This is a genomic window from Herbaspirillum sp. YR522 (assembly GCF_000282575.1).
Taxonomy (GTDB): domain Bacteria; phylum Pseudomonadota; class Gammaproteobacteria; order Burkholderiales; family Burkholderiaceae_D; genus Herbaspirillum.
Genome location: NZ_AKJA01000044.1, coordinates 25,364 through 47,914, shown reverse-complemented (window position 1 = coordinate 47,914; position 22,551 = coordinate 25,364). Strand labels below are relative to the sequence as shown.

General features: G+C 63.7%; 22 protein-coding genes. 11 read left to right on the top strand and 11 right to left on the bottom strand.

Annotation, left to right across the window (positions count from 1 at the left end; all coding sequences use genetic code 11):
* The first annotated feature begins 93 nt into the window (after positions 1–93).
* The 3 genes from PMI40_RS23525 (at position 94) to PMI40_RS07790 (ending at position 2,601) form a co-directional block, all read left to right on the top strand.
* Positions 94–705: a hypothetical protein gene (locus PMI40_RS23525; RefSeq protein ID WP_008113862.1), complete on the top strand. Its 612-nt coding sequence runs from the start codon at positions 94–96 to the stop codon at positions 703–705.
* 214 nt (positions 706–919) lie between these two features.
* On the top strand, positions 920–2,122 hold the full coding sequence (locus tag PMI40_RS07795; protein WP_008113859.1) for an ammonium transporter: 1,203 nt from the start codon (positions 920–922) through the stop codon (positions 2,120–2,122).
* Between the two features lie 245 nt (positions 2,123–2,367).
* Positions 2,368–2,601, top strand: a complete 234-nt coding sequence (locus tag PMI40_RS07790) for a hypothetical protein (RefSeq protein ID WP_008113857.1) — start codon at positions 2,368–2,370, stop codon at positions 2,599–2,601.
* A 103-nt stretch (positions 2,602–2,704) separates the two neighbouring features.
* On the opposite strand, the gene PMI40_RS07785 is transcribed toward PMI40_RS07790, so the two are convergent.
* Complete coding sequence (locus PMI40_RS07785) at positions 2,705–2,998, bottom strand: hypothetical protein (RefSeq protein ID WP_008113855.1); 294 nt, start codon at positions 2,996–2,998, stop codon at positions 2,705–2,707.
* 161 nt (positions 2,999–3,159) lie between these two features.
* Between PMI40_RS07785 and PMI40_RS07780 the strand changes: the two genes are divergently transcribed.
* The 5 genes from PMI40_RS07780 to PMI40_RS07760 all read left to right on the top strand — a co-directional run bounded on the left by PMI40_RS07780 (position 3,160) and on the right by PMI40_RS07760 (position 7,928).
* Positions 3,160–3,429 carry a hypothetical protein gene (locus PMI40_RS07780; RefSeq protein WP_008113853.1) on the top strand — a complete coding sequence of 90 codons (270 nt, stop codon included), beginning with the start codon at positions 3,160–3,162 and terminating at the stop codon, positions 3,427–3,429.
* A 306-nt stretch (positions 3,430–3,735) separates the two neighbouring features.
* The gene (locus PMI40_RS07775; RefSeq protein WP_008113849.1) at positions 3,736–4,353 is read left to right on the top strand and encodes a glutathione S-transferase family protein; all 618 of its coding nucleotides are present in this window, start codon (positions 3,736–3,738) and stop codon (positions 4,351–4,353) included.
* Positions 4,354–4,418: 65 nt separating this feature from the next.
* Entirely contained in the window at positions 4,419–6,500 is a 2,082-nt protein-coding gene (locus PMI40_RS07770; RefSeq protein ID WP_008113847.1) for a pyridoxamine 5'-phosphate oxidase family protein, read from the top strand.
* 2 nt (positions 6,501–6,502) lie between these two features.
* On the top strand, positions 6,503–6,847 hold the full coding sequence (locus tag PMI40_RS07765; protein ID WP_008113845.1) for a hypothetical protein: 345 nt from the start codon (positions 6,503–6,505) through the stop codon (positions 6,845–6,847).
* A gap of 190 nt (positions 6,848–7,037) precedes the next feature.
* Positions 7,038–7,928 carry a LysR family transcriptional regulator gene (locus PMI40_RS07760; RefSeq protein WP_008113844.1) on the top strand — a complete coding sequence of 297 codons (891 nt, stop codon included), beginning with the start codon at positions 7,038–7,040 and terminating at the stop codon, positions 7,926–7,928.
* Between the two features lie 91 nt (positions 7,929–8,019).
* On the opposite strand, the gene PMI40_RS07755 is transcribed toward PMI40_RS07760, so the two are convergent.
* From PMI40_RS07755 to PMI40_RS07725, 7 genes are all read right to left on the bottom strand, one after another.
* Positions 8,020–9,201, bottom strand: a complete 1,182-nt coding sequence (locus tag PMI40_RS07755; RefSeq protein ID WP_157221469.1) for a family 10 glycosylhydrolase — start codon at positions 9,199–9,201, stop codon at positions 8,020–8,022.
* Positions 9,202–9,221: 20 nt separating this feature from the next.
* The gene (locus PMI40_RS07750) at positions 9,222–9,707 is read right to left on the bottom strand and encodes a PgaD family protein (RefSeq protein ID WP_008113839.1); all 486 of its coding nucleotides are present in this window, start codon (positions 9,705–9,707) and stop codon (positions 9,222–9,224) included.
* Positions 9,704–10,966, bottom strand: a complete 1,263-nt coding sequence (pgaC, locus tag PMI40_RS07745; RefSeq protein WP_008113837.1) for a poly-beta-1,6-N-acetyl-D-glucosamine synthase — start codon at positions 10,964–10,966, stop codon at positions 9,704–9,706. The genes PMI40_RS07750 and pgaC overlap by 4 nt, the downstream gene beginning before the upstream one ends.
* A gap of 5 nt (positions 10,967–10,971) precedes the next feature.
* Positions 10,972–12,732 carry a poly-beta-1,6-N-acetyl-D-glucosamine N-deacetylase PgaB gene (gene pgaB, locus PMI40_RS22915; protein WP_157221468.1) on the bottom strand — a complete coding sequence of 587 codons (1,761 nt, stop codon included), beginning with the start codon at positions 12,730–12,732 and terminating at the stop codon, positions 10,972–10,974.
* 110 nt (positions 12,733–12,842) lie between these two features.
* Positions 12,843–14,990, bottom strand: a complete 2,148-nt coding sequence (locus tag PMI40_RS07735) for a tetratricopeptide repeat protein (RefSeq protein WP_008113833.1) — start codon at positions 14,988–14,990, stop codon at positions 12,843–12,845.
* 620 nt (positions 14,991–15,610) lie between these two features.
* Positions 15,611–16,018 (bottom strand): DUF2000 family protein, encoded by a 408-nt coding sequence (locus PMI40_RS07730; protein WP_008113832.1) that lies wholly within the window; start codon positions 16,016–16,018, stop codon positions 15,611–15,613.
* Between the two features lie 45 nt (positions 16,019–16,063).
* Entirely contained in the window at positions 16,064–16,894 is an 831-nt protein-coding gene (locus PMI40_RS07725) for an AraC family transcriptional regulator (protein WP_008113831.1), read from the bottom strand.
* A gap of 156 nt (positions 16,895–17,050) precedes the next feature.
* On the opposite strand from PMI40_RS07725, the gene PMI40_RS07720 reads away from it, so the two are divergent.
* Together PMI40_RS07720 and PMI40_RS07715 are read left to right on the top strand one after the other, a co-directional pair.
* Positions 17,051–17,683: a LysE family translocator gene (locus PMI40_RS07720; protein WP_008113828.1), complete on the top strand. Its 633-nt coding sequence runs from the start codon at positions 17,051–17,053 to the stop codon at positions 17,681–17,683.
* Between the two features lie 155 nt (positions 17,684–17,838).
* Entirely contained in the window at positions 17,839–18,882 is a 1,044-nt protein-coding gene (locus PMI40_RS07715; RefSeq protein WP_008113826.1) for a DMT family transporter, read from the top strand.
* Between the two features lie 25 nt (positions 18,883–18,907).
* Here PMI40_RS07715 and PMI40_RS07710 read toward each other — a convergent pair whose 3' ends face one another.
* A complete protein-coding gene (locus tag PMI40_RS07710) occupies positions 18,908–19,777 on the bottom strand; it encodes an SDR family oxidoreductase (RefSeq protein ID WP_008113824.1) in 870 nt (289 codons plus the stop codon).
* An 86-nt stretch (positions 19,778–19,863) separates the two neighbouring features.
* On the bottom strand, positions 19,864–20,796 hold the full coding sequence (locus PMI40_RS07705) for an NADP-dependent oxidoreductase (protein WP_008113823.1): 933 nt from the start codon (positions 20,794–20,796) through the stop codon (positions 19,864–19,866).
* A gap of 100 nt (positions 20,797–20,896) precedes the next feature.
* Between PMI40_RS07705 and PMI40_RS07700 the strand changes: the two genes are divergently transcribed.
* On the top strand, positions 20,897–21,772 hold the full coding sequence (locus PMI40_RS07700) for a LysR family transcriptional regulator (protein ID WP_008113821.1): 876 nt from the start codon (positions 20,897–20,899) through the stop codon (positions 21,770–21,772).
* On the opposite strand, the gene PMI40_RS07695 is transcribed toward PMI40_RS07700, so the two are convergent.
* Complete coding sequence (locus PMI40_RS07695; RefSeq protein ID WP_008113819.1) at positions 21,769–22,509, bottom strand: YafY family protein; 741 nt, start codon at positions 22,507–22,509, stop codon at positions 21,769–21,771. The genes PMI40_RS07700 and PMI40_RS07695 overlap by 4 nt on opposite strands.
* Between the last annotated feature and the right edge of the window lie 42 nt (positions 22,510–22,551).

Here is a 22,551-nt window from a genome sequence, read left to right as displayed (position 1 = left end):
GAAGTGTTACCGGATGCTTCACCGCCGCCACGCCCGCCCGAGTCCTGATTAAATCGTCGCCTTCGGCCATTGGCCGTTTTCCTCGAGGCGATGATGCACCCTTTTCCCTTTCCCCGATCGCTGCGCCGTGCGCTGCGGGCAGGCGTGGCCTGTGCGCTATTGATGGCCGCTCTTGCGGCGCAAGCCACTGCGCTGGTCGACCTGATCGCCAGCGACATCCTGCCGATGACCGCGCAGCTCAGGAAGGACCTGCGGTTGACACCCAACCAGCAGACGCTGTGGCAACAGAGCGACCAGAAGACGCGCGCCGTGCTGAACCAGCGCCAGCAGCGGCGCGCTCGCCTGCAGCAAGATACCGAACGCGTATTGCGCACGCCCGATGCCGAGTTGCGCGAGCTTGCGCGCGGCTATGACGACGACGGCGCGGCGTCCGAACAGGAAGCGCGCCAGCTCAGGGAAATCTGGTTCTCGATGGCCGACGCCCTCGACGACGCCCAGCTCAAGCAGGTGCAGGACTACATTCTCGACCGCATGCAGCGGGTAGCCGACGGCCCCGGCAAGAGCGATGGCAGCCATGGCGGCGGACGCGGCGCGCGCCCGTCCGGCGGCATGGGAAGCGGTGGCGCCATGGGTGGCATGGGTGGCATGGGTGGCGCGGGCGGGCGCGGCGGCAACAACGGCGTCGGCCTGGATACCGGGTTTTGATTGCACGCAAGTAACGCACCAAGATATGGCGCCGTCGCGCGCCGGCCCTGCCATTTCGCCCAATAGCCGTGCATATGGGGCCTCATATCAACCGGTCAAAGATGCAAGAGTCTTTATAATCAGTCACTTAGTCCGGTAGCACCAAAATGGAACGGATATTGCTTTGGAACCGATCTTCAAACGATTCCGTGCACACTTTTTGGGAGATATTGCGGTGGAAGATCATAAAAACGGCGCCGACGCGCTGTTCATCCTGCTGGGCGCCATCATGATCCTGGCCATGCATGCCGGCTTTGCGTTTCTCGAGCTGGGCACCGTGCGTCGCAAGAACCAGGTCAATGCGCTGGTCAAGATCCTCGCCGACTTTGCGGTCTCGACCATCGTCTACTTCCTGGTCGGCTACTACATCGCCTACGGGGTGGGCTTCCTTGCCGGCGCCGAGACACTGGCGCAGAAGAGTGGCTTCGAGCTGGTCAAGTTCTTCTTCCTGCTGACGTTTGCGGCGGCGATCCCGGCCATCATCTCGGGCGGCATTGCCGAGCGCTCCAAGTTCTACCCGCAGCTCATTGCCACCGCCGTACTGGTGGGCGTGGTCTATCCCTTCTTCGAGGGCATCGCCTGGAACGGCCACCTGGGCCTGCAGGATTGGCTGACCGAGCGCTTCGGCGCCCCCTTCCACGACTTCGCCGGTTCCATCGTGGTCCACGCCGTGGGCGGCTGGATCGCACTGCCGGCGGTGCTGTTGCTGGGTGCGCGCCGCGGGCGCTACAGCAAGGAAGGCGCGATTGCGGCCCACCCGCCTTCCAACATCCCCTTCCTGGCGCTGGGCGCGTGGATCCTGACGGTGGGCTGGTTCGGCTTCAACGTGATGAGTGCGCAGACGCTGGACAAGATGAACGGCCTGGTGGCCATGAATTCGCTCATGGCCATGGCCGGGGGCACGCTGGTGGCGCTGGTGCTGGGCCGCAACGACCCCGGCTTCGTCTATAACGGACCATTGGCCGGGCTGGTGGCCATCTGTGCCGGCTCCGACCTGATGCATCCGCTGGGTGCGCTGGTCACCGGCGGCATGGCCGGCGCCATCTTCGTGTGGATGTTCACCTGGACCCAGAACCGCTGGAAGATCGACGACGTGCTGGGGGTATGGCCGCTGCATGGCCTCTGTGGCCTGTGGGGTGGCCTGTCGGCCGGCATCTTTGGCGCGACGGCACTGGGCGGACGCGGTGGTGTGTCGTTGTCCTCGCAGGTCGCCGGCAGCCTGCTGGGGATCGCCATTGCACTGGCCGGCGGCTGGATCGTCTACGGCATGCTCAAGGCCACCCTGGGTATCCGGCTCGACCCCGAACAGGAATTCGAAGGCGCCGACCTGTCGATCCACAGGATTTCGTCGACGGCGGAGCGGGAGACCAGTTGGTAGCCTGAAGTCCGGCCGACTTGTATGGATCTTGTCTTGTGGACCGCTCACGACCGGGTTCGGTAGAATGCAGCAACGTGTCAAGGGGACAGTGACACGCCTGGGCTATTTTCAGACTTATCGCTGGCACTACATTGGTAGCGGCCAGGATCGACCAAGGGTTTGACTGTGCTTGTATCCGATGACGTGCGGGCAACACGGGTCGTTATCGGATTTTCTTGTCTCCCCTGCAAACGGAAATACGCACAATGATGGATTGGGTCCCGGTAGTGTTCGTCGCGTTCAAGGCTGTCGTGCTTTGCACCGGCATGTTCTTCGCCATCAAGTGGCATTACGATCAAGGCAAGAAAGGCAATGAAACGCGCTCGGTGCTGCGCGCCAGCGGCAAGGTGGCCGCAGTCTTCTTCCTGTCGTTGCTCGCCCTGGGGGTGGCCACCTTCCTGCTGGTCAGGATGCTCGGCCTGGACTTGACCTTCCCCTGATCGCGGACCGCGGCGGGCAGCTATCCGGCGCCGCGACGCCGATCCCCTGCACTTCGATCCCCTGCACTTCGATCCCCTTTACTCGCGCACGTCGATACCACCATCAACAGGTGAATTCCAGCACCGTGCCGGCTGGCCGATAGGTGACATACGCCAGCTTCAGATAGCGCCGCTCTGCCAACGACCGGCTCAACCTGGCCGCTCGCTCACCGAGATCGGCATCGGCCGGACAATCAACCGGATTGACCGCGAAAGGCCATTCGACCGATGGATCCAGATGCCTGGCCAATGCGCGCATGACGATGTCGCAGCTCAGTGCGGGCTCGTCCACCTCCAGCGCCAACTCAACCATGGCCGGCTGGCTCTCCTGCTTGTACGACACGTAGAATTTGGTCATGCTCGCTGCTCCCGTCGAGGACCGCCGATTCGGTACCTGCATTGATGCTAACGGCAGGGAACACGTTTTGTAGATAGGGGCTTTCCTGCCCGGGGTTTTCCCGATAGCTCATCTTTGCCGCCTGGCCTAAAGTCTGGCTCGAGAAAAAAGGGAGAACCGACATGGATACACCAACGCTGCTGGTAGAGCACTACATGCTGTTGATCAAGAATATCGCCTACCTGGCCGCCAATGGCGTGGCGTACATCGACCGCATGGAATCGATCGTCGCGCGCGCAGTGGAACACCTGTGCATCGCGCACGTCGCAGATGCCCCGGGCTGCAGGGCGCTCCTCAGCCTGGCTATCGAAGATGAACTTCACCATCTCCACAGCCAGCATCCTGAATATGCCGACTCGCTGCAGCAGGCACTGGTGAGCCTTGCACGATAGCGACCGCTTCTACCACGACATCGATCGCGAACTCACGCCGCTTCCTGCATCGTGGGGTCAGTTCTTGCCGCCCCTGCCGGTGCCTTGAAGCAATCCGCCTTGACTCATCAGCGCCGGGTAGTCGCTGATCGGGCATATCCCCTTGACCCGTTGCGCCATGGCGCACGCCTTTCCAGCAGATTATTCCTGCCTGGACAATAAAGAAGTGCCGAATACGCGGATTCTCATCATGGGCGGATGGCCCCACACTGGCTTCACGGTCCGGCAACAAGCCAGGACCGGGACAACCCACCCAGGAGCCTCACCATGAAGATCTACCACCACCCGATGTCCGGCCATTCGCACCGCGTCGTCCTGTTTGCCTCGTTGCTCGGCCTGGATGCCCAGTTGATCGAAGTCGACCTGATGGCCGGTGCGCACAAGAAGCCAGAATTTCTGGCGCTCAATTCCTTCGGCCAGGTGCCCGTGCTGGAAGATGACGGTGCGGTCATCGCCGACTCCAATGCCATTCTGGTCTACCTGGCCAAGGTCGCCGGACGCAGCGATTGGTTGCCCGACAACGCCGCCGACGCAGCCGCCGTGCAACGCTGGCTGTCGGTGGCCGCCGGCGAGATCGCCTACGGCCCGGCAGCGGCCCGGATGATCACCGTCTTCGGTGCCGACTACCATCCACAGGAAGTGATCAAGCGCGCCCATGTACTGCTCGACAGGATGGAGCTGCATCTGGCCGATCGCCATTGGCTGGCCGCCGACCACCCCACCATCGCCGACGTCGCGGCCTACAGCTATATCGCCCGCGCTCCCGAAGGTAACGTCGACCTGGGTGGCTACAGCGCCGTCAACCGCTTCCTGGAACGCATCGAGCAATTGCCCGGGTTCGTACCCTTCGTGAAGACCCCGGCCGGACTCACTGCGCTCGCCTGATCGGCCACGCAGACGCGACCGCGTCGGCGCACCGTCCAAGACAATCCACCTACCCGAGGCAAGACATGGCCAAGCCATCGAACACCCTGCCGACCTGGCATGCAGGCGAGAAGCTCCTCCAGCGCGCGCTGGGCGTAGAGGAAAAGATGGAAGCACTGGGGCGCCGCGTGGTGCGCGACTTCATGCCCGACCAGCACCGTGATTTCTACGGCCAGCTGCCCTTCATCGTGGCCGGCAGCGTGGATTCCCGTGGCGATGCCTGGGCAACCTTGCTGGAAGGGCAGCCCGGCTTCATGTCTTCGCCCTCGCCCAAGGTGCTCGACATCCTGTGCCGTCCTTCGCTTCAGGATCCAGCCGGCGAGGGCATGGTTGAAGGTGCGCCGGTGGGGTTGCTGGGCATCGAGATGCATACCCGCCGCCGCAATCGCATGAATGGTTATCTTGCCCCCCTGGAGGGGGGCATCCGGGTCGAAGTCGACCAGAGCTTCGGCAACTGCCCACGCTACATCCAGTTGCGCGACTTCCACTTCGATCGGGCACCGGCTGCGCCCTTCTCGGCTACGGTGGAAGAACTGGCCAGCCTGGACCAGCCCGCGCGTGCACGGATCGCTGCGGCCGATGCCTTCTTCGTCGCATCCTATATCGACCTGGACGACCGCCGCCAGGTCGACGTATCGCATCGCGGTGGCCGCGCCGGGTTCGTACGGGTCGACGAGGACGGCACGCTGACCATCCCCGATTTCGACGGCAACCTGTTCTTCTCGACGCTGGGCAATCTCGTCCTCAACGGCAAGGCTGGCCTGCTGTTCGTGGATTTCGAGACGGGCGAGGTGCTGCAGATGAGCGGCCAGGCCGAGGTGATCCTGGAGTCGCCCGACATTGCCGCCTTCCAGGGTGCGGAACGACTGTGGACCTTCCGCCCGCGCAGGATCGTGCGCCGTCCCGGCGCGCTTGCCCTGCGCTGGAAGCTGCAGGAAGACGCCTGGTCGCCGAGTTCGTTGATGACCGGCGATTGGCAGCAGGCCGAACAACGCGCGCGTGCCCAGCAATATGCTACCCGCTGGCGGACCCTGAAGGTCACGCGTGTGGTGCAGGAGAGCGCCACGATCCGCTCTTTCTACCTGGAACCCGACGACGGCGCCGGCCTGCTGCCGTGGTTGCCGGGCCAGCACCTGCCGATCAGGGTGCAACCCAACGGCAGCCAGGATAGCGAGCCGCCAGTGATTCGCACCTACACGCTCTCCTCGGCGCCGTCGGATCGCCACTACCGTATCAGCGTCAAGCAAGATGGCCAGGTGTCGCGACACCTGCATGCCCACCTGCGGCAAGGTGACCGTCTCGAGGTCCGTGCGCCGGCAGGCGATTTCATGCTCGACGAGAGGTCGTCGCGACCGGTGGTGCTGCTGGCCGGCGGGGTCGGGATCACGCCGATGATGGCGATGCTGCGCCATATCGTCTACGAAGGATTGCGCAAGCAGCGCGTACGGCCGACCACACTGTTCTATTCGGCCCGCTCCAAGGGCGAGCGCGCCTTCGATCGCGAACTGGAGCAACTGGCCGCCGCCGCCAAGGGCGCGCTCAAGGTGGTGCGGGTGCTCAGTGACGTCACCGGTGCCAGCCAGGGCCAGGACGACGAGGAGCAAGGACGCATCGACATGGCGCTGCTGGGCCGCACGCTGGCCTTCGGCGACTACGAGTTCTACCTGTGCGGTCCTGCGTCGTTCATGCAGGCGATCTACGATGGCTTGCGCGGCCATGGCATCAACGATGATCGCATCCATGCGGAGGCTTTCGGACCGGCGTCGGTGACCCGCAGCAGCGACGCGGCGGCATTGGCCTCGACCCCGCTCCTTGCGCCGGTGGCGACCGGGGCAGTGCCGGTGATGTTCATGAATACCATGAAGCAGGCACGCTGGACGCCAGACGTCGGCACCCTGCTGGACCTGGCCGAAGCGCGCGGCCTGGCGCCCGAATTCAGTTGCCGGGAAGGCCATTGCGGTACCTGTCGCACCAGGCTGCTCGCCGGCGAAGTGACCTACCTGAAGCCACCACAGGCCAAGGTCGGCGAGGATGAGGTGCTGCTCTGCTGTGCCATGCCGGCGCGCCAGGCAGCAACCGGTGCGGCACGCGTCGAACTGGCGCTCTGATCATGGCAGCGACAGGCATCTACGATGAAAAGCTGCGGTTTTCCATCGTCCTGGCGCTCACCGCAGACAGTCCCGATCGGGACCTGCTGTGGCAACAGGACGAACGCGGTCGCCACCTGGGCATGACGCGTGCGGAGATCAAGGCGGCAAGACAGGGCTTGAGCTTCGACCACCGCAGCGCCAAGGCAATCGCACTGGCCCTGGCATGCCGTGCGGGATCGTCCCGGCGGCAGCGCGGCGAGGCCTTGCGCGCGGGTATCGATGCGCAGGCCTGCGCAATCATCGAACGGCTCGCAGGCGAAGCGGCTCCGTGGTCGTCTTTCGAAAGGAAGCAAAATGAGACATAATCCGCCAGTGCCTGCACGGCCGTTGCCGCCGGTGCGCCTGACGCTGCCTGCGAGTGTGCCGCGCCGCTGGCCCGGAGAAATCTTCCCGCCCCGCATGCCCGGCCTTGGCGCAGGCACGCTGTCCGATCAGCCTGACATGGCACCGGAGACGCGCACGAACATTCGTTGACATACGAGGAAGGGCTGGTGAATGGACCGTTGGCTGGCAATGCGGATCTTCGTGCACGTCGCGGAAACTGCAAGTTTCACCAAGGCCGCGCTGCAGATGCAATTGAGTGCGCCGGTGGTGACGCGTACCGTGGCGGCCCTGGAAGAACTGATCGGCGCGCGCTTGTTCGTGCGTACCACCCGCAGCGTCAAGGCGACCGAAGCAGGCCTGCGCTACCTCGACGATTGCCGTCGCATCCTGGCTGAAATCGCCGAAGCCGAAGCCGCTGCCGCCGGTCACTACGCCAAGCCTTCCGGTACCTTGGCCATCACCGCCTCGGTCATGTTCGGCCAGATGTATGTGTTACCCATCGTGACCGAATATCTGGACACCTATCCCGACATGCGCGCGCGCACCTTCTTCGTCGACCGGCCTGTCAATATTGTCGATGAAGGCATCGATGTGGCCGTTCGCATCGGCCACCTGCCGGATTCGGGCTTCACCGCGATACAGGTCGGTTGCGTGCGACGCGTGATCTGCGCCTCGCCGGACTATCTCGAACGGCACGGCGTGCCGCTGACCCCGTCCGACCTGAAGCGACATCGCATCGCCACCTCCACCGGCGCCTGGGCTTCACCCGAGTGGCGTTTCGCCGATGGCCAGCGCGTATCGATCGATGCGACGCTCCAGACCAATACCAACGAAGCGTCCATTGCCACCGCGCGACAAGGCTGGGGGCTGACCCGGGTATTGCTCTATCAGGTCGGACCGGACCTGATGAAGGGCAAGCTGCAGCTGGTATTGACCCAATTCGAAGAACCACCCCTGCCCATTCATGTGCTCTATCCGGAAGGACGGCAATCGCCCGCGAAGGTGCGTGCCTTCATTGACCTGACAGTAGCGCGGTTGCGTGAAAACCCGCTTTTCAGCTGAAGCGGTTTCGCTTCAGGTCGATCGCCTGCCCCGCCGGTCGGCCTTGGTCGGCAGCGGTCGATCCGGTGCCGACAGCGCACGCAAGACAGACTCACTTCCTGGCTGCGCGGCCCTGCTCCGCGCTCCCGGCGGCACGATGCATGGCCGCGATGCGTTCCATGTCGGCCGCTTGCCAATACACGGCAGAGAACCAGGCGACCGCGCGAATGTGCGGAAACGTTCGCTTGATGCCGCGCAGGATATCGACGTTCTGTTGCAGCGTCCCGGTGCCATCCAGCGTTGGCTTGATCGACGTCGCCGCGCTCTTCTTGCGTTCGACGTCGTGCAGCAACCTCGAATTGACCCACTGGCTGGGCAGTCCCCAGTCCATGAAATAGGCCATCGGCAGCGCTTCGTCCAGGTCGCCGCTGAACAGGGAAAGGTCCTGGCCGACCTCGGTGAATTCCGGCGGCAACAGAAAAACGCCCAGCTTGGCCTGTGGACGGACCTGATCCAGCATCTGGCGCACGGAGCGCACGTAGTCGCCGATCTTGCGGGTGCGCCAGCGTTGCCAGAGCGCCGACGCCGCCGATGGCCGCGAGAAATCGATGGTGAGCGGATCAATGCCGATTTCCTGTCGGGCCAGTTGGCGGGTGTAGTCGCCCGTGTCCATGTTGAGGTCGTCGAAACGCAACCAGTCCAGTGAGATCCCGTCGACCTGGTAGTTGCGTGCGACCTCCTCGATCAGGCTGCGCTGGTAGGCCTGCACCGCAGGGTCGATGGGATTGATGAAGAATTCCGTGGTTTCCTTGCCCTGGTAGGGACGGCTGGCGCCTTGTTCGGCGGACTGCATCTGCCATTGCGGATGCAGACGCATGGCGGCCTGATCGTGAAACTGCGGCATCCACGCATAGACGCGTATGCCGAGCCGGCGCCCCTGCGCCACCGCTGCCGCCAGGACATCGAATTGCTCATAGCCGGCTGCCACCGGCGCCAGCCTGCTGGCGTAATAGACCTCGCCGGAAGGACGCTCGTCGTCCTCGTCCTGCTTGACGTTGACATGCACGGCTGTAACGCCGGACTTCTTGGCCAGCCGGAAGAACCCGACCACGTCCTCGTCGGTCTTGAAATTGTTGATGGTCCTGACCACCAGCTCGATCTGCAGCGGCGCCGCCGATGCCGCCCCGGGCTGGCCGGGTGGCGAAACAGGCGCACAGGATGTTTGCTGCACCGACGATGACAGCAGGATCGCCAGCAGCACCAGGCGCGCGATGCGCAATCCGGTTCGAGGCATACGGTTGCGGCCGGTCGGCTTCATGCCTTGGCCGGCGCCGGCACGCGTGCCCCGTGGATGGGCCGCACATCCGTGACGGCACCGGATAGCGCGTGGAACACCAGCACCCGTTTTTCCTTTTGCATCGCGTCGATCAAGGTCGGGTCAAGGTTGAAATGACAGGCCAGCTCTTGCGTTGTCAGCGGCGAGTGCCGCAGTGCGCGCCGGTGCGGCGCCAATGCCAGGTTCAGCACCGACCACAGCAGGAACCCCGCGACCAGCATGGCCAGCGCCAGGAAGTACAGCATCGGGACGTGCAGTGACGCCATCAGCGACCGGAAGAATATTTGCTGTGCCAACAGCCAGTGCTTGAACGATAACGCCAGCGCACCCCATTCGCCGCCGTGGAAGACCGCCATCAACATACCGCCCCAGACCAGCCAGCAGGAACACAGCAGCACGGTATCGCGGGCACGCAGCCAGCGATGCCTGGAAGTATCGAGATGGGTAATGAGTTCCGGGGTCATGGCTTGAATCCTCTGTCAGGGCTGGTCCAGATCGCCCGTTTGCCTTTTTTCTTGAAGACCGCTTTTGGAAGCCCGACGAAGGTCGCGCAGATGATGATGAGCCAGTACACCAACGGATACCAGATGATCCAGAAATAGGTCTTCCACAATTTCTTCTCGTAACGGCTGTCGAGATACAGGCCAAAGGCAAACTGCAACAGCGACGCCAGCATCAGGACAAAGAACGTGTTCTGGGTCGACAGCAGCAGGTGCCATGGCGGTAGCGTCGAGCCCGGGCCCAGCAGCAGGTCGACCACCTCGATCGCGCTCAGCATGACCACCGCATACACCCACAGCAGGCTGGCGCCCAACTCGAGATACATCGGCACCATGTGGCGTTGCTTCCAGTGCAACAACACGCCCGCATTGCGCAGGAAGACTTCACAACCGCCCTGCGCCCAGCGTACGCGCTGCTTCCACAGGCCCGCCAGTGTCTCGGGCATCAGGATCCAGCATTTCGCGTTAGGTTCGAAACGGACGTCCCAACCCGCTCTCTGCAGCTTCCAGGTGATGTCGACGTCTTCGGTGATCATGTCCGGGGTCCAGAAGTCGACATCGGCCAATGCGGACTTGCGAAAGGCGACGATCACGCCGGAGACGGCAAAGATACGACCGTAGATGCGTTGCGCCCGCTTGATGATGCCCACGATGCTCGACAGCTCTCCGACCTGGATCTTGCCCAGCAGCGTCGAGCGGTTACGAATACGTGGATTGCCGGTCACGGCGCCCACGTTCGGATAGGCGAAATGCGACACCATCCAGCTGCAGGCATTGACATCGAGCAGGGCATCGCCGTCGATACAGACCAGGTATTCGCTCCTGGACATCAGTGCGCCGACGTGCAGCGCGACCGCCTTGCCCTGGTTTTCGGCCAGGTGCGCAACGCGCAACCTGGGGTGCCTGGTACAGAGCTGGTCCAACAGCGCACCGGTGTTGTCGGAACTACCGTCATTGATGGCCACGATCTCGTAGTCGGGATAATCCTGCCTGGCCAGCCAGCCGATGGTGTCGTGGATATTGTCTTCTTCATTGTGGCAAGGCAGCAGTATCGAGACCATCGGGGTATGGCCAAGGACGATACGTTCAGGCTGGCCACGCTCCCATTTGATGTAATACAGCGCGGCGCCGGCCAGCCAGACGTGCGTCATGACCAATGGATAGAAGAAGACGTAGTTCGAGGCCAGTTCAAGCAGCCAGGTGAGGCTTGCAGGGATCGTCATGTCTTCTACTTTCCGGCGGGCTGGAACGGGTTTGTCTTGAGGGAGACGGCTTTTGCCAGCATCTCCAGCTTTACCGGGTCCTCGAGGAATGCATCGTCATCGACCATGAAATCGGTGATGCCGTGGCGCTGGAGCAGTGCGATCCTGGAGACCAGCTCCTCGAGTTGGCGCGCATCGGCGTCACCGACGGACAGCGTCGCCATCCACGACCGATCGCCTGGAAACTGCCGCATCCACCTTTGCAACCGGTCCGCTGGCGCATCCACGGGGACGGGCACCGAAACACGGTCGGACCGGGTTCTCGGCAGGCCCGGCGAGGACAGGCCAACGATGTCGCGCGCCGCTGCCTGGTCGCGGGTGGCGTAATAACGCACCAGTGGCCATGCATAGCGGACCCGTTGCAGCAGTTCGGCATGGAAGTCGAGCTGGGCGGCGTCGGGCGTTGCGCTGTCGAACATCAGCCCCTGCGCCCAGCTCGTCAGGCTCATCTCGTCGTAGAGCGCCAGCAGCCGTTGACGGTCGCCGGGGTCCGAAATATCCAGCAGATGCGGCGCCCCCTTTTCGATACCCACGATCCTGGCGGTGTCGACCTGCATCAAGACCTTGACACCCAGCCGGCTTCGAAACTGCCAGGCGACGCGGTTGAGCAGATCGGCGCGCATGGGCAGCACGGTGTTGGGAAAGTAGGCTTCGCACACCCCATGGGCGGCAGTGGGCATCGAGAACGGCCGCAGCAATACGGTGTTGGCACCTAGGCGCGCCACCTGTTCCAGCAAGCGGCCGAGGTTGGCGTCCTGCCGGCCCGGATCCGGATCGTAGATGCGGTCCAGGTTCACCCGGATGGCGAGCACGCTGTCGGTGCTGTCGGGACGCTCTTCGTGCGTCACCATGTAGGTGAAACTGGTCAGCGCTATTTCACTGCCGATCAGGCCGCGTGGGATCACTTCGATATCCAGCGTGGACGCCATGCCTTCGGCCAGGCTGAAGTTGATCGGCATGCCTGCGGCGGCGGCTTCTTGCGTCGAAATCTTGTCCATGGCGCCGTAGGGCCACACCATGATGCGCGGACGCCTGCCGGTGTGGCGCTCTATCAGCGCCGAATTCCTGAGCAGGTCGGCGCGCACCCGCAGGCGACGCTCGGCGGGTGTTTCGTAGATGCGCGCGTCGGCCGAGTACGCCTGCGTCACCGCCGACGGTTGCATGCTGCCCTGGGGATTGGCGAGGATGCCATGATGCAAATCGAAACTGTGCGACGCCATCTCCACCAGTCCGGAGTCGGCCATCTCCCGGACTTGCGCCCAGTTGACGAAATGCTGGCTGGCGTATCCCGGATCGGTGAGGCTCACCTGCGGGTCCCGGCCATGTTCGATCCAGCTTCCCACCAGGGCCAATACGGCCGGCATGCGGTACAGCTTCAACAGCGGAAAGACGTTGATGTAGAAATCCTCGTAGCCATCGTCTACCGTCAGCATGACACTCTTGGCTGGCAATCGACGATGGCCGGCCCTGGCCTGCAAGACATCATCCATGCTGATGGCGGTATAGCCATTGGCCCGCAACCACGCCAACTGGCCGGCGAAATTGGTCGTGCTATTGGCATCGAAGGAACCATTGGCCGTCACCGGTACCGAGTGATAGCACAGCACCAGGTACTGTTGTCCCTTTACCGATTGCGTGGAAAGCATCACAGGCGCCGAATGCGCCATCTCCGGCGTGGCCGCCTGCGCCAGCCCCGTCAAGCCCGCCAGGACCAGCAGAGCAGGCACGCGCCATGCCGGCATCACCAGCAGGAACCATCGCCACAGTTGGCGTGCCGCCGGCAAGCACGACCGAAAACCGAGACCCGCGCCTGGCCAGGTGCGACGGCAAGAAAAGGTCATAGCAATTTCCAGTTGAGGTTCAGTTGAAGTTGAAGGCCGGACGACATCTTGCCGCCATAGAAACGGCGAACGAAGCCGGCACCGTAGTTCAGCGACAGGGTGTCGCTCACGCTGACGGCTTGCTCGTAGTCGATCCCGCCGATGGTGCCGGTGGCAAAACCGGATTCGGCCTGGCGTCCTAGCGATACTTTCACCAGTTGTCCGAACGATTGGTGGTAGCGCCTGAAATTGGTCCAGTCGCTGACATAGGACAGCAATAGCGTCCGGCTTCTGGAAGGATTGAAATAGGTGGCGTTGCCGATGCTGTTGGTTGCCTGGTACAGCTCCAGTTCGACGCTGCCCTGGTAGAAGGCATCTTGCATCACGGTAGCGGCGCCGCGTAGCAGCGCGGTGCGACGGGTATTGCGATCCGACATGCCAAGCTGGCTGATATCGACTGAAACCGTCCAGCGCTCGCTGTCGCGATAGGCCAGGCCGACGCCGGCCAGCCAGCCGGAAATCGCACTGTAGCGCGCCGCCAGCGGCACTTCGACGGAATTGGAATCGACCCGGCCGCGCAGCAGCCATTGGTCGCTCAAGGTGAATCTTCCCGTGAGCGACACGCCGGCCTGGCGGCGCCTGGAGAGTTCCTGCTGGACTTCTGCCTCGACGACACCGAGCACCGGCAGCGTGGTTTGAAGCCCAGCGCCCAGGCGTCGGTAATCGGCGCTGACCCCGCTGGCGCTGGCGCGTTCGAAATACTGATGGATGAACGGACGCATCCGCGGCCATAACGGTTTGGCGAGCAGCTTGCTCTCGGCGATCACGCCCCGTCCGGAGGCCAGGTTTTCCGCACTGCGGGAGCTGACGAGCGACATGGTGAACTCGTGATGATTGCGCACTTCCTGCGCGCGCAGCTGGGCCTTCACCTCTTCCTGTTCCGGGGTGCCTGCCTTGAGTCGCGCCAGACGGCGGTCTGCTGCCTCGACACTTCCCAATGCTGCCTCGGTCTCGGCCAAGGCGACATCGGCTTCGAGGTTGTCCGGGTCATGCGCCGCCACCAACGAAAACTGGTCATGCGCCCGGCGCGGCCAACCTCGCCACAGGTAGACCTTGCCCAGCGCGATACGCAATTGGTCGCTCGATGGTGCTTCCTGCCGCAAGCCTTCCAGGCGCGCCTGGGCGACGTCGAAACGGCGCTCATATGCCGGCGCAAGCGCAGCGGCCCTGGCAGCACTGAATTTTTCGTCGGGCAACAAGGGTTGCGCCGCCAGCTGGTCGATGTCGTGCCGCGCCTGCCGGTACCGGCCCTGGTCCACCAGTGCATAGAACAGGCCGAGCCTGGCGTTGATGCTATCGGGCTTGCCAGCCAGGGCATCGCGAAACGCCTGTTCGGCAAGTTCCGGCTTCTTCTCTGCGAGATAGGCCGACCCCGCACTCTCGTGGACCTCATGCGGTATGCCCTGCCAATTGCCCTGGTCGCGGCCTGGCAGGGTCGTGTAGAGGGCGATGGCTTCGCCACGACGTCCGCGATTCCTCAGCGCGCGCACCAGGTCATAACGCAACTGCAGCGAATCCGGGTAGCGTTGCAGGTTGGCCTGGGCCAGGGCGATGACGCGGTCGTAGCCCGGATATTCATCGGCAGCCCTGGCGTGATAGGTATTTTCGCTCCAGCGCAACGCCAGTGTCACTTGCTGTTCATGGAGCCGGGCGACGACTTGCTGCGCCACTTCCGGATAATGCGCCGCTTCGGCGATAGCGATGTCGACCGCGCCCAAGCGGGCCAAGGTCAGCAAGCGAGCTTCGCGCACGCCGGTGTTGTCGGGGCGATGGGCCAGGATGCAATCGAAGCGCCGTAACTGGTCGATGAGATCGTCCTGCGTGGCAGGCAGCGCACCGATGCTTGCCATCACGCTGGCCGACGGTGGCGGCGGTGGCGGCGTAGGAACGATGGCCGCGGCCGAGGCGGTACGGCCGGATGCGTCGGGCTCCTCGGACAATGCGATCACCGCCAGACGGCCTGCGATCCTGCCTGCGAGCGCGTCATCGTCGGCGGGCGCGATGGGCGAAGACTCGGGGCCCAGCAGGAACGCGCCATCGTGTGCGCAAACGTCCTTGCAGGCGGCGGCGATCGCAATCAACAGAAATCTGGTTCTTTTCTTCATGGACGGCAATCCATCTGGGTGTGGCTATCTGGTTCGGTCATGGATCGACCGTTAGCAGCGGGGCCGATTCAGGATGGACGGCGACCTCATCGTTCATCAGGAAAAACGATGACGGAAAAATTCTTCAAGGCGCTAACGACTACCGTTTTCATTAGTCATTTTTGGTATCGATGTTATCGATCGGTAGCGTTGCCTGATATGAGAAAAGTCTGCGATTACGCAAACCTTCATCATAATAATAAAACTTGAATTGAAGAATCCGGATACGTCCCGCGGCGCGATGCATGGGGCAATCCAGGCATACCTTCCCGCACCGCCCGGAGGCCGGCGGGACAACGTGCTTGCCCTGTTTCTCGCCATTCGCATGGCGCGCAACGGCGCCAGCAACGATGAAGATCCATTCGACTTGTTGATAAGCCGTAACTAAGTTTTTTTGATCGATGCTGATTATTATTTGATGGTGCCTCGACCGAAAATCGGCATGCATTGCTTCAGGCAAAAAACTGGCGGTTCGCCCCGGCACAACCGGGCCGGCGCACGTCCAGGCCGATGGCGAGAAGGTTCTCCATCGGCCTGGCGGGCTTGCGATCTTTTCGGCACGGCCCTGCTTGCGGCAGGCGTCAAGGATGCAGCGACAAGCCCTTGGTCGCCTTGTCGACCGCCTTCTTGCTCCCGCGCAGCGCCAGGCCCACCAGGTTCAGGTTGCTTGGGTCTTCCGCCTGGAAGGCCTCGCGGTTGGCTTGGTCATGGCCGGTCGAGAACATGGCCAACACGTACGGCACCATGACCAGTTCGCGCTCCAGGCCGATGCGATGCGCAGCCTGCAAACCCGATAGCCCGGCCTGGAAGACCAGGATGGGTTGGCCGCACATGCTTGCATAGCGGTGGCCGGCGGCATCCACGTAGGGCGCGCCGATGGCTTCGGGTGCGGCCGCGGCAATGCCGGTGGCCAGGAAAGCGGTGACATTGAGGCGTTGCCACATCTGCAGGTCGTCACGCACGAGAATGGCTATCTTGGTATCGAACATCGGGTTTCCTGTCATGGAGGGAAAGCGCCATGATAGAAAACAGGTCTAGCGTCGATCTAGAACGTTTGTGCAGGCCCGGCGATAGGCGGCGGGCGACATCCGGTATACCCGCTGGAACCAGCGTCCCAGATGGCTCTGGTCCGCAAAGCCGACGTCGATCGCCACCTGGGCCGGCTCGCGCCCGCATGCCAGCAATCTGCGCGCCGCCCGCAGCCGTAGCTGGACCAGATAGGCATGGGGGGTGCGGCCGAACGCCTGCTTGAACTGGCGACTGAGACGGAAGCGATCGATTCCGGAATGGGCCACCAGGTCGGCGAGCCCGATATCGTCGGACATGCGGCCATGAAGCAGATCGCGTACGCGCTCGAGCTGCTCGCAGGAGCCGGGCCTCACCGCCGCGGCAGCGCCGTCCAGATGGCCCGACAGCATCGCCAGCAGGTGGTCCAGCGCCTGGTCGCGCGCCAACCTGCCCTCGCCTTGATGAAGCGCCATGAACGCGCGGTGAATGCTGCTCCCCAGGCGGACATCATCGGTCAAGGTATGGCGAAAGCGCGAAAACCGGGAAATCGGCGGCAGGCCAAGTGGCTCCGCCATGCGCGCCAGCCAGTCCTGGGGCAGGTACAACATCGCATAGGTAAAGCCGCTTGCGCTGGGGGCATGACCATCGTGTACCGCACCGGGTTCGATCAGCATCGATCTGCCGGGTGTACTGACATGCATTTCCCGGCCGCATCGAAAACGCTGCACGCCCTGCAGCGTTACCCCGACCAGCATCTCGTCGTGATCATGCGGATCGTAGGCATGGCCCTCGAAATGCGCGCTGATACTTTCGATGCCGCTGTCCTGATCGCGACGGATGTCGACCCATTCGTTCATAAGCCTGGCTAAGTTGGAATATCCCGCCCATGATTCTATCGTCGATGCGGCCTGTTGCGCCCGCACCGCGGCCGATCTGTATCTTCCGCTGACAGGCCTGCGATCCTATCCTTGGATGTCATCCAACGCCCCAGGCAACCAACAAGGACCCGCCCCATGCCCACGCTCTCCACCCTGCTTGCTTTCGGCCTGGTCGCCCTTGGCATGGTGCTCACGCCCGGCCCGAACATGGTCTATCTCGTTTCACGCTCGATCTGCCAGGGCCGCAAGGCCGCGCTGATCTCCCTGGCCGGAGTGGCGCTTGGCCTGGTGTTCTACATGCTGTGCGCGGCATTGGGCATCACTGCCCTGTTGATGGCGGTGCCCTATGCCTACGATGCGCTCAAACTGGGCGGTGCGGCCTATCTGCTCTACCTGGCCTGGCAGGCGGTCAGGCCAGGCGGTCGCCCGGCGTTCATGGTGCGCGACTTGCCCGTGGACAGCCCGGGGAGGCTATTGGCCATGGGCTTCATTACCAATCTGCTCAATCCCAAGATCGCAGTGATGTACCTGTCCTTGCTGCCGCAATTCATCGCGGCCGGGCACGGCAGCGTGCTGGTGCAATCGCTGATGCTGGGAATGACCCAGATCGTGGTGGGCGTCACTGGCAATGCCTTGATCGCCATGTCGGCCGGCACCATCGCCGTGTTTCTCGGCAGCCATCCCGCCTGGCAGCTATTGCAGCGCTGGCTGATGGGAACCGTGCTGGCCGGGCTTGCAGTACGCATGGCAATCGAGAGCCGCCGCTGACGATGCCCGGCACCTGGCGTACGGCGTCGGCGGTCCGACATGAAGATCGGCTATGATGGCGCGGTGCGGCGCGTATAGCCTGGCGCAAGCGAGGCCGAATCCACCGCAACCCTGGCTGCCAGTCCGCCGGATCGCCGCCCCTACCGAGTGCCACCATGCGATTTCATCCATTTTCCACCGGCGTCAAAGCGGCCTTGATGGCCGCATTGCTGTTTGGCGCGGCCACTCCGCTGGCCAAGTTGATCCTCGCCAGTGTTTCTCCGTGGCTGCTGGCGGGCTTGTTCTACCTGGGTTCGGGCCTCGGCCTGGCGATCTACCGCAAGCTGGCCAAGGCCCCTGCGGTCAGCCTGCCTCGCCAAGAGCGGTACTGGCTGGCCGGTGCCATCCTGGCGGGCGGCATCGTGGCCCCGGTGTTGCTGATGACCGGCTTGACGGCCATGCCGGCGTCGGGCGCGTCGTTATTGTTGAATGCCGAAGGCGTATTCACGGCGCTGTTGGCCTGGTTCGCGTTCAAGGAAAATGTCGACCGGCGCATTGCCCTGGGCATGCTCGCCATCGTGCTGGGTGCAGCCATTCTCGGCTGGCCCGGCACGGCGGAATTTGCCACGCCCTGGCCGGCACTGGCCATCCTGGGCGCTTGCCTGGCCTGGGCCGTGGACAACAACCTGACCCGGAAAGTCTCGCTCAACGACGCCTCGTGGCTGGCGTCGGTAAAAGGGCTCTTCTCGGGCGGCACCAATCTGTTGCTTGCATGGCTGGCAGGCGCCACCCTACCCTCGCCGGGCATCGCGCTGGGCGCGATGCTGCTCGGATTTCTGGCCTATGGGGTGAGCCTGGCGCTGTTCGTGGTGGCGCTGCGCCATCTCGGCACGGCGCGCACCGGCGCCTACTTTTCCATCGCCCCTTTCTTCGGCACGCTGCTGGCGCTGGTATTGGGCGAGCCCCTGACGGCACCATTGGTGGTCGCCGGGCTGCTGATGGCGCTGGGTATCTGGCTGCACATCTCGGAACACCACGAGCATGCGCATGTCCATGACGAAATCGAGCACGAGCATGAACATGTGCACGACCAACACCACCAGCATGCACATGACGTCGATGTGATACCGACGGTGCCCCATCGGCATCTGCACCGGCATTCGAGGATCGAGCATACCCATGCCCACTTCCCTGATGCGCATCACCGGCATACCCATTGAGTCCGAAGCCCCAGTGGGGCGGCGTTCACATTTGCTGCAACATGTCACGTACCGCTTCACGATAGGTCCGCAGCGGTCGCCCCAGCATCTGTTCCAGCAACTCCACCGAACCGACCCGGCCGTGCATGCCGATGGTCTGGATGCGCGCCATCATCAAACGCATGTCATAGGCCAGCCAGTCAGGCCCGTAGGCGGCCAACTGCTGTTCGAAGCCGTCGAGGTCATTGCCGCCATACTGGACCTGGCGCTTGAGTTCGTCGCTCCACACGGCTGCCGCGACCGGCCCGGTCAGGATCTCCGGGCCCACCAGGTCGATCGTGCGGCCCGGCAGCGGGCTGGCCGCGTGATGACGCTCCAGCAGCTCGGCGGCGGCGACATCTGCGATATCCCGCACGTCGATCATGCCCACGCCTGCCGTACCGATGGGCATCGGGTAGACACCATGACCCTCGATGACCGATCTGACCTGCCTGTCGTTTTGCATGAAGTAGGCCGGGCGCAGGATGGTCATCGGCAGACCCAGGCTTTCGGTCATGCGTTCCACGGTGTGCTTTCCGGTGAAATGCGGCACATCGGTATAGAGATCGGCATGGATCACCGAGAGATAGACGATGCGCTCGATACCGGCCTCCCTGGCCAGATTGAGCGTCATCAGCGCCTGCGTCACCTCGTCCGGGGCGACGGCATTGAGCAGGAACAGGGTGCGTACCGAAGACAGGGCGGCGCGCATGGCCTTGGCGCTGCCCATGTCGCCGACCACTTCGGTCACGCCGGCCGGCAGCGGCGCCTTGCCAGGCGTGCGAACCAGGGCCTTGAGTTCGACGCCTTCGCGCGCCAGGCGTTGCAGGACCAGCGAACCGATGGTGCCGGAGGCACCGGTGATGAGGATGCTCATGATGGATTTCCTTGATGGACTAATCAATAAATAAATAAATAAATAGATACTTGGATGGACCGGATCGGAACCATGGAATGCGTGGTTCAACGATGCAAGGCGACCACCGTCTTGCCCAGTTGCGGCTCGGTACGATTGCGTTCGATCGCCTCCGGCAGCGCGTCGAAGGCGACCACCGCAGCGATGCGCGATTGCAGGCGCCCCTGCGCCACGTCCTCGGCGATCTCCTGCAGGCGCTGGGCGTCGGGCTGGTTCACGAACCACAGGCCACGGCGCCCGGCAGGCGTGCTGCCCAGGATGGCGGGGGACGCCGTACTGACGATGGCGCCATCTGCCGCGAGCACCTGCCAGGAACGCGCCAGGACCTCCCCCCCCACGTAATCGAGCACCAGGTCGATATCCTTGACGGCGCTTTCGAAGCGCCCGGTCTGGTAATCGACCACGTGATCTGCGCCCAGGCCCAGCACATAGTCGGCATCGCGGGCCAAGGCGGTGGTGAATACCCTGGCGCCGGCCTGACGCGCGAACTGCACCGCAAAGCCACCCAGGCCACCCGCGGCGCCATGGACCAGGATGCGCTGGCCAGCGACGACGGGCCCGGCCAGGTTCAGGCTCTGCCACGCGGCGACCGCGGCCACCGGTAGCGCGGCAGCCTGTTCCAGGGTCATCGCATCCGGCACGGCGGCGAGCTTGTCGGCATCCACCGCCACCAGTTCGGCATAGGCACCCAGTCCACCCAGCGCCCCCATTACACGGTCGCCCCTGGACCAGCGGGTCACGCCAGGGCCGACCTGTTCCACCACACCGGCCAGCTCGATACCCAGCACGGCAGGCAACGGCAGCGGAAAGGCGTCCTTGACATGGCCCTCGCGTACCTTCCAGTCCAGCCCATTGACGCCAGCGGCGTGGACCCGGACCAGCACCTGGCCGGCGGCTGCCACCGGCGCCTCGATCAATGAGATCCGGACGGTATCGGGGCCGCCATATTGCATCAGCTGCAAAGCACGTATCTGTTTCATCACAACTCCTTTTGTTGGGGTACGGACCTCACAATAAAGGGTTTCATATTCAAAACAAAGACCATAAAATGTAGACACACCGTATCAATATCGAGACGACATGGACATCAACGCCATTGCAGACTTCCAACTGGTGGCGACGCACGGCGGATTCGGGCGCGCCAGTCGCGCCAGCGGCCGTTCGAAGGCCACCCTCTCGCGCCGCATTGCCGAATTCGAGGATGCGTTGGGGGTGCGGCTCATCGAGCGTGGCGCCCGCAGCCTGGAATTGACCGAGGCCGGGCAGCTGTTGCTGGCACGGGCCGAGGCGCCCATGCGCGAACTGGCCGAGGCATTGGGCCAGGTCAAGGAAGGCGCGGACCAGCCGCGCGGGCTCTTGCGTATCGCCGCCCCGCTGGTGTTTTCGCAAATGGCATTGGGGGGCATCGCCGCCCGCTTCCAGGCCTGCTATCCCGAGGTACGGGTCGACGTGGTGGCCGAAGACCGGGTGGTCGACCTGGTGGAAGAGCATTTCGACGTCACGATTCGCATCAATCCGCGCAAGGACAGCACGCTGGTCGGGCGGTGCTTTGCCAAGGACCGGCTGCTACTGGTGGCGCCCCCCTGGCTGCCCGCCCCGGGCAAGCGCAGCGGCAAGCCGGTGCCGGTTGCCGCGGTGGTGACCCCGTCCTACCGCGACGGCGATACGTGGGCCGCCCGCGACAGCAAGCTGGTGGTCGAGCCACAGCCGGTGTTGCGCCTGTCGACCTTGATGATGGCGCGCGATGCGGTCGTCGCCGGTGCGGGGGCGGCCTTGCTGCCGCAGTCGCTGGTGAAGCGCTTGGTCGACAACGGTGAACTGGCCAGTTGGGCAAGCGTCGGTGACGACACCGAGCTATGGGTCTTGCATACGTCGCGCCGGCTGCAAAGTCCGAAGGTGGGTGCCTTCGTGAAGTTCATCTGCGAGCAGTATCCGAGCGGGCGATTCGTGCTCTAGCATTTTGCCGCGGCCTTGCCAGACGCGCGCGGGGAGGCCGTTGCCTGGCTGTCCAACCGGGCCAGATAGGTACGCAGCAACTCGGCCCGGCGTGGCCGGAAACTGGCTTCGCTGGACGTCGCCCGGGCAATCCGGTCGACCCGGAACATGCGGAAATCATCGCGCAGGCAACAACGCGCCAACACCACCAGCAGCTTGTCCACATACATGATGGCCAGCGGCCAGATGGTGCGGCGTGACGCGACGCCCTCGCGATCGGTGTAGTGGATATCGAGCGCCTCCTCGCGCCAGCAAGCCCGGCGCACCAGCTCCATATCGACCTTGGCCGACGCAGCCGGACCTGCCCGGTCGCCAAAGCGATGCACGCGCGACACCGCATGCAGCATGTGCTGCTGTCCCAGCGACGGCAGGGTCGCCGCCACCTTGCCCAGCACCGCATCGGCGGCGGTAGCCAGGGCCGGGTCCCCCATCTGGCGCACTTGCGCCAGCCCCAGCGTCAACGCTTCGATCTCGATGCGGGTGAAGGTGCGCGGCGCCAGGGTGCCATCGTCGACCAGGGTATAGCCGGCGCCAGGCGCGCCGGCGATGTCGGCGCCGCCTGCGCGCAGGGTATCGATATCGCGATAGACCGAACGCAGCGACACGCCGGTCTGGTGCGCCAGTTGCTGGGCAGTGACTGGCGAGGCGGGCGAGCGAAGTGCTTGCAGCAACTGGAAAAGACGTTCGGAACGTGACATTGCTACTGACAATAATTGACATGATGGGTCCCTATACTAGCA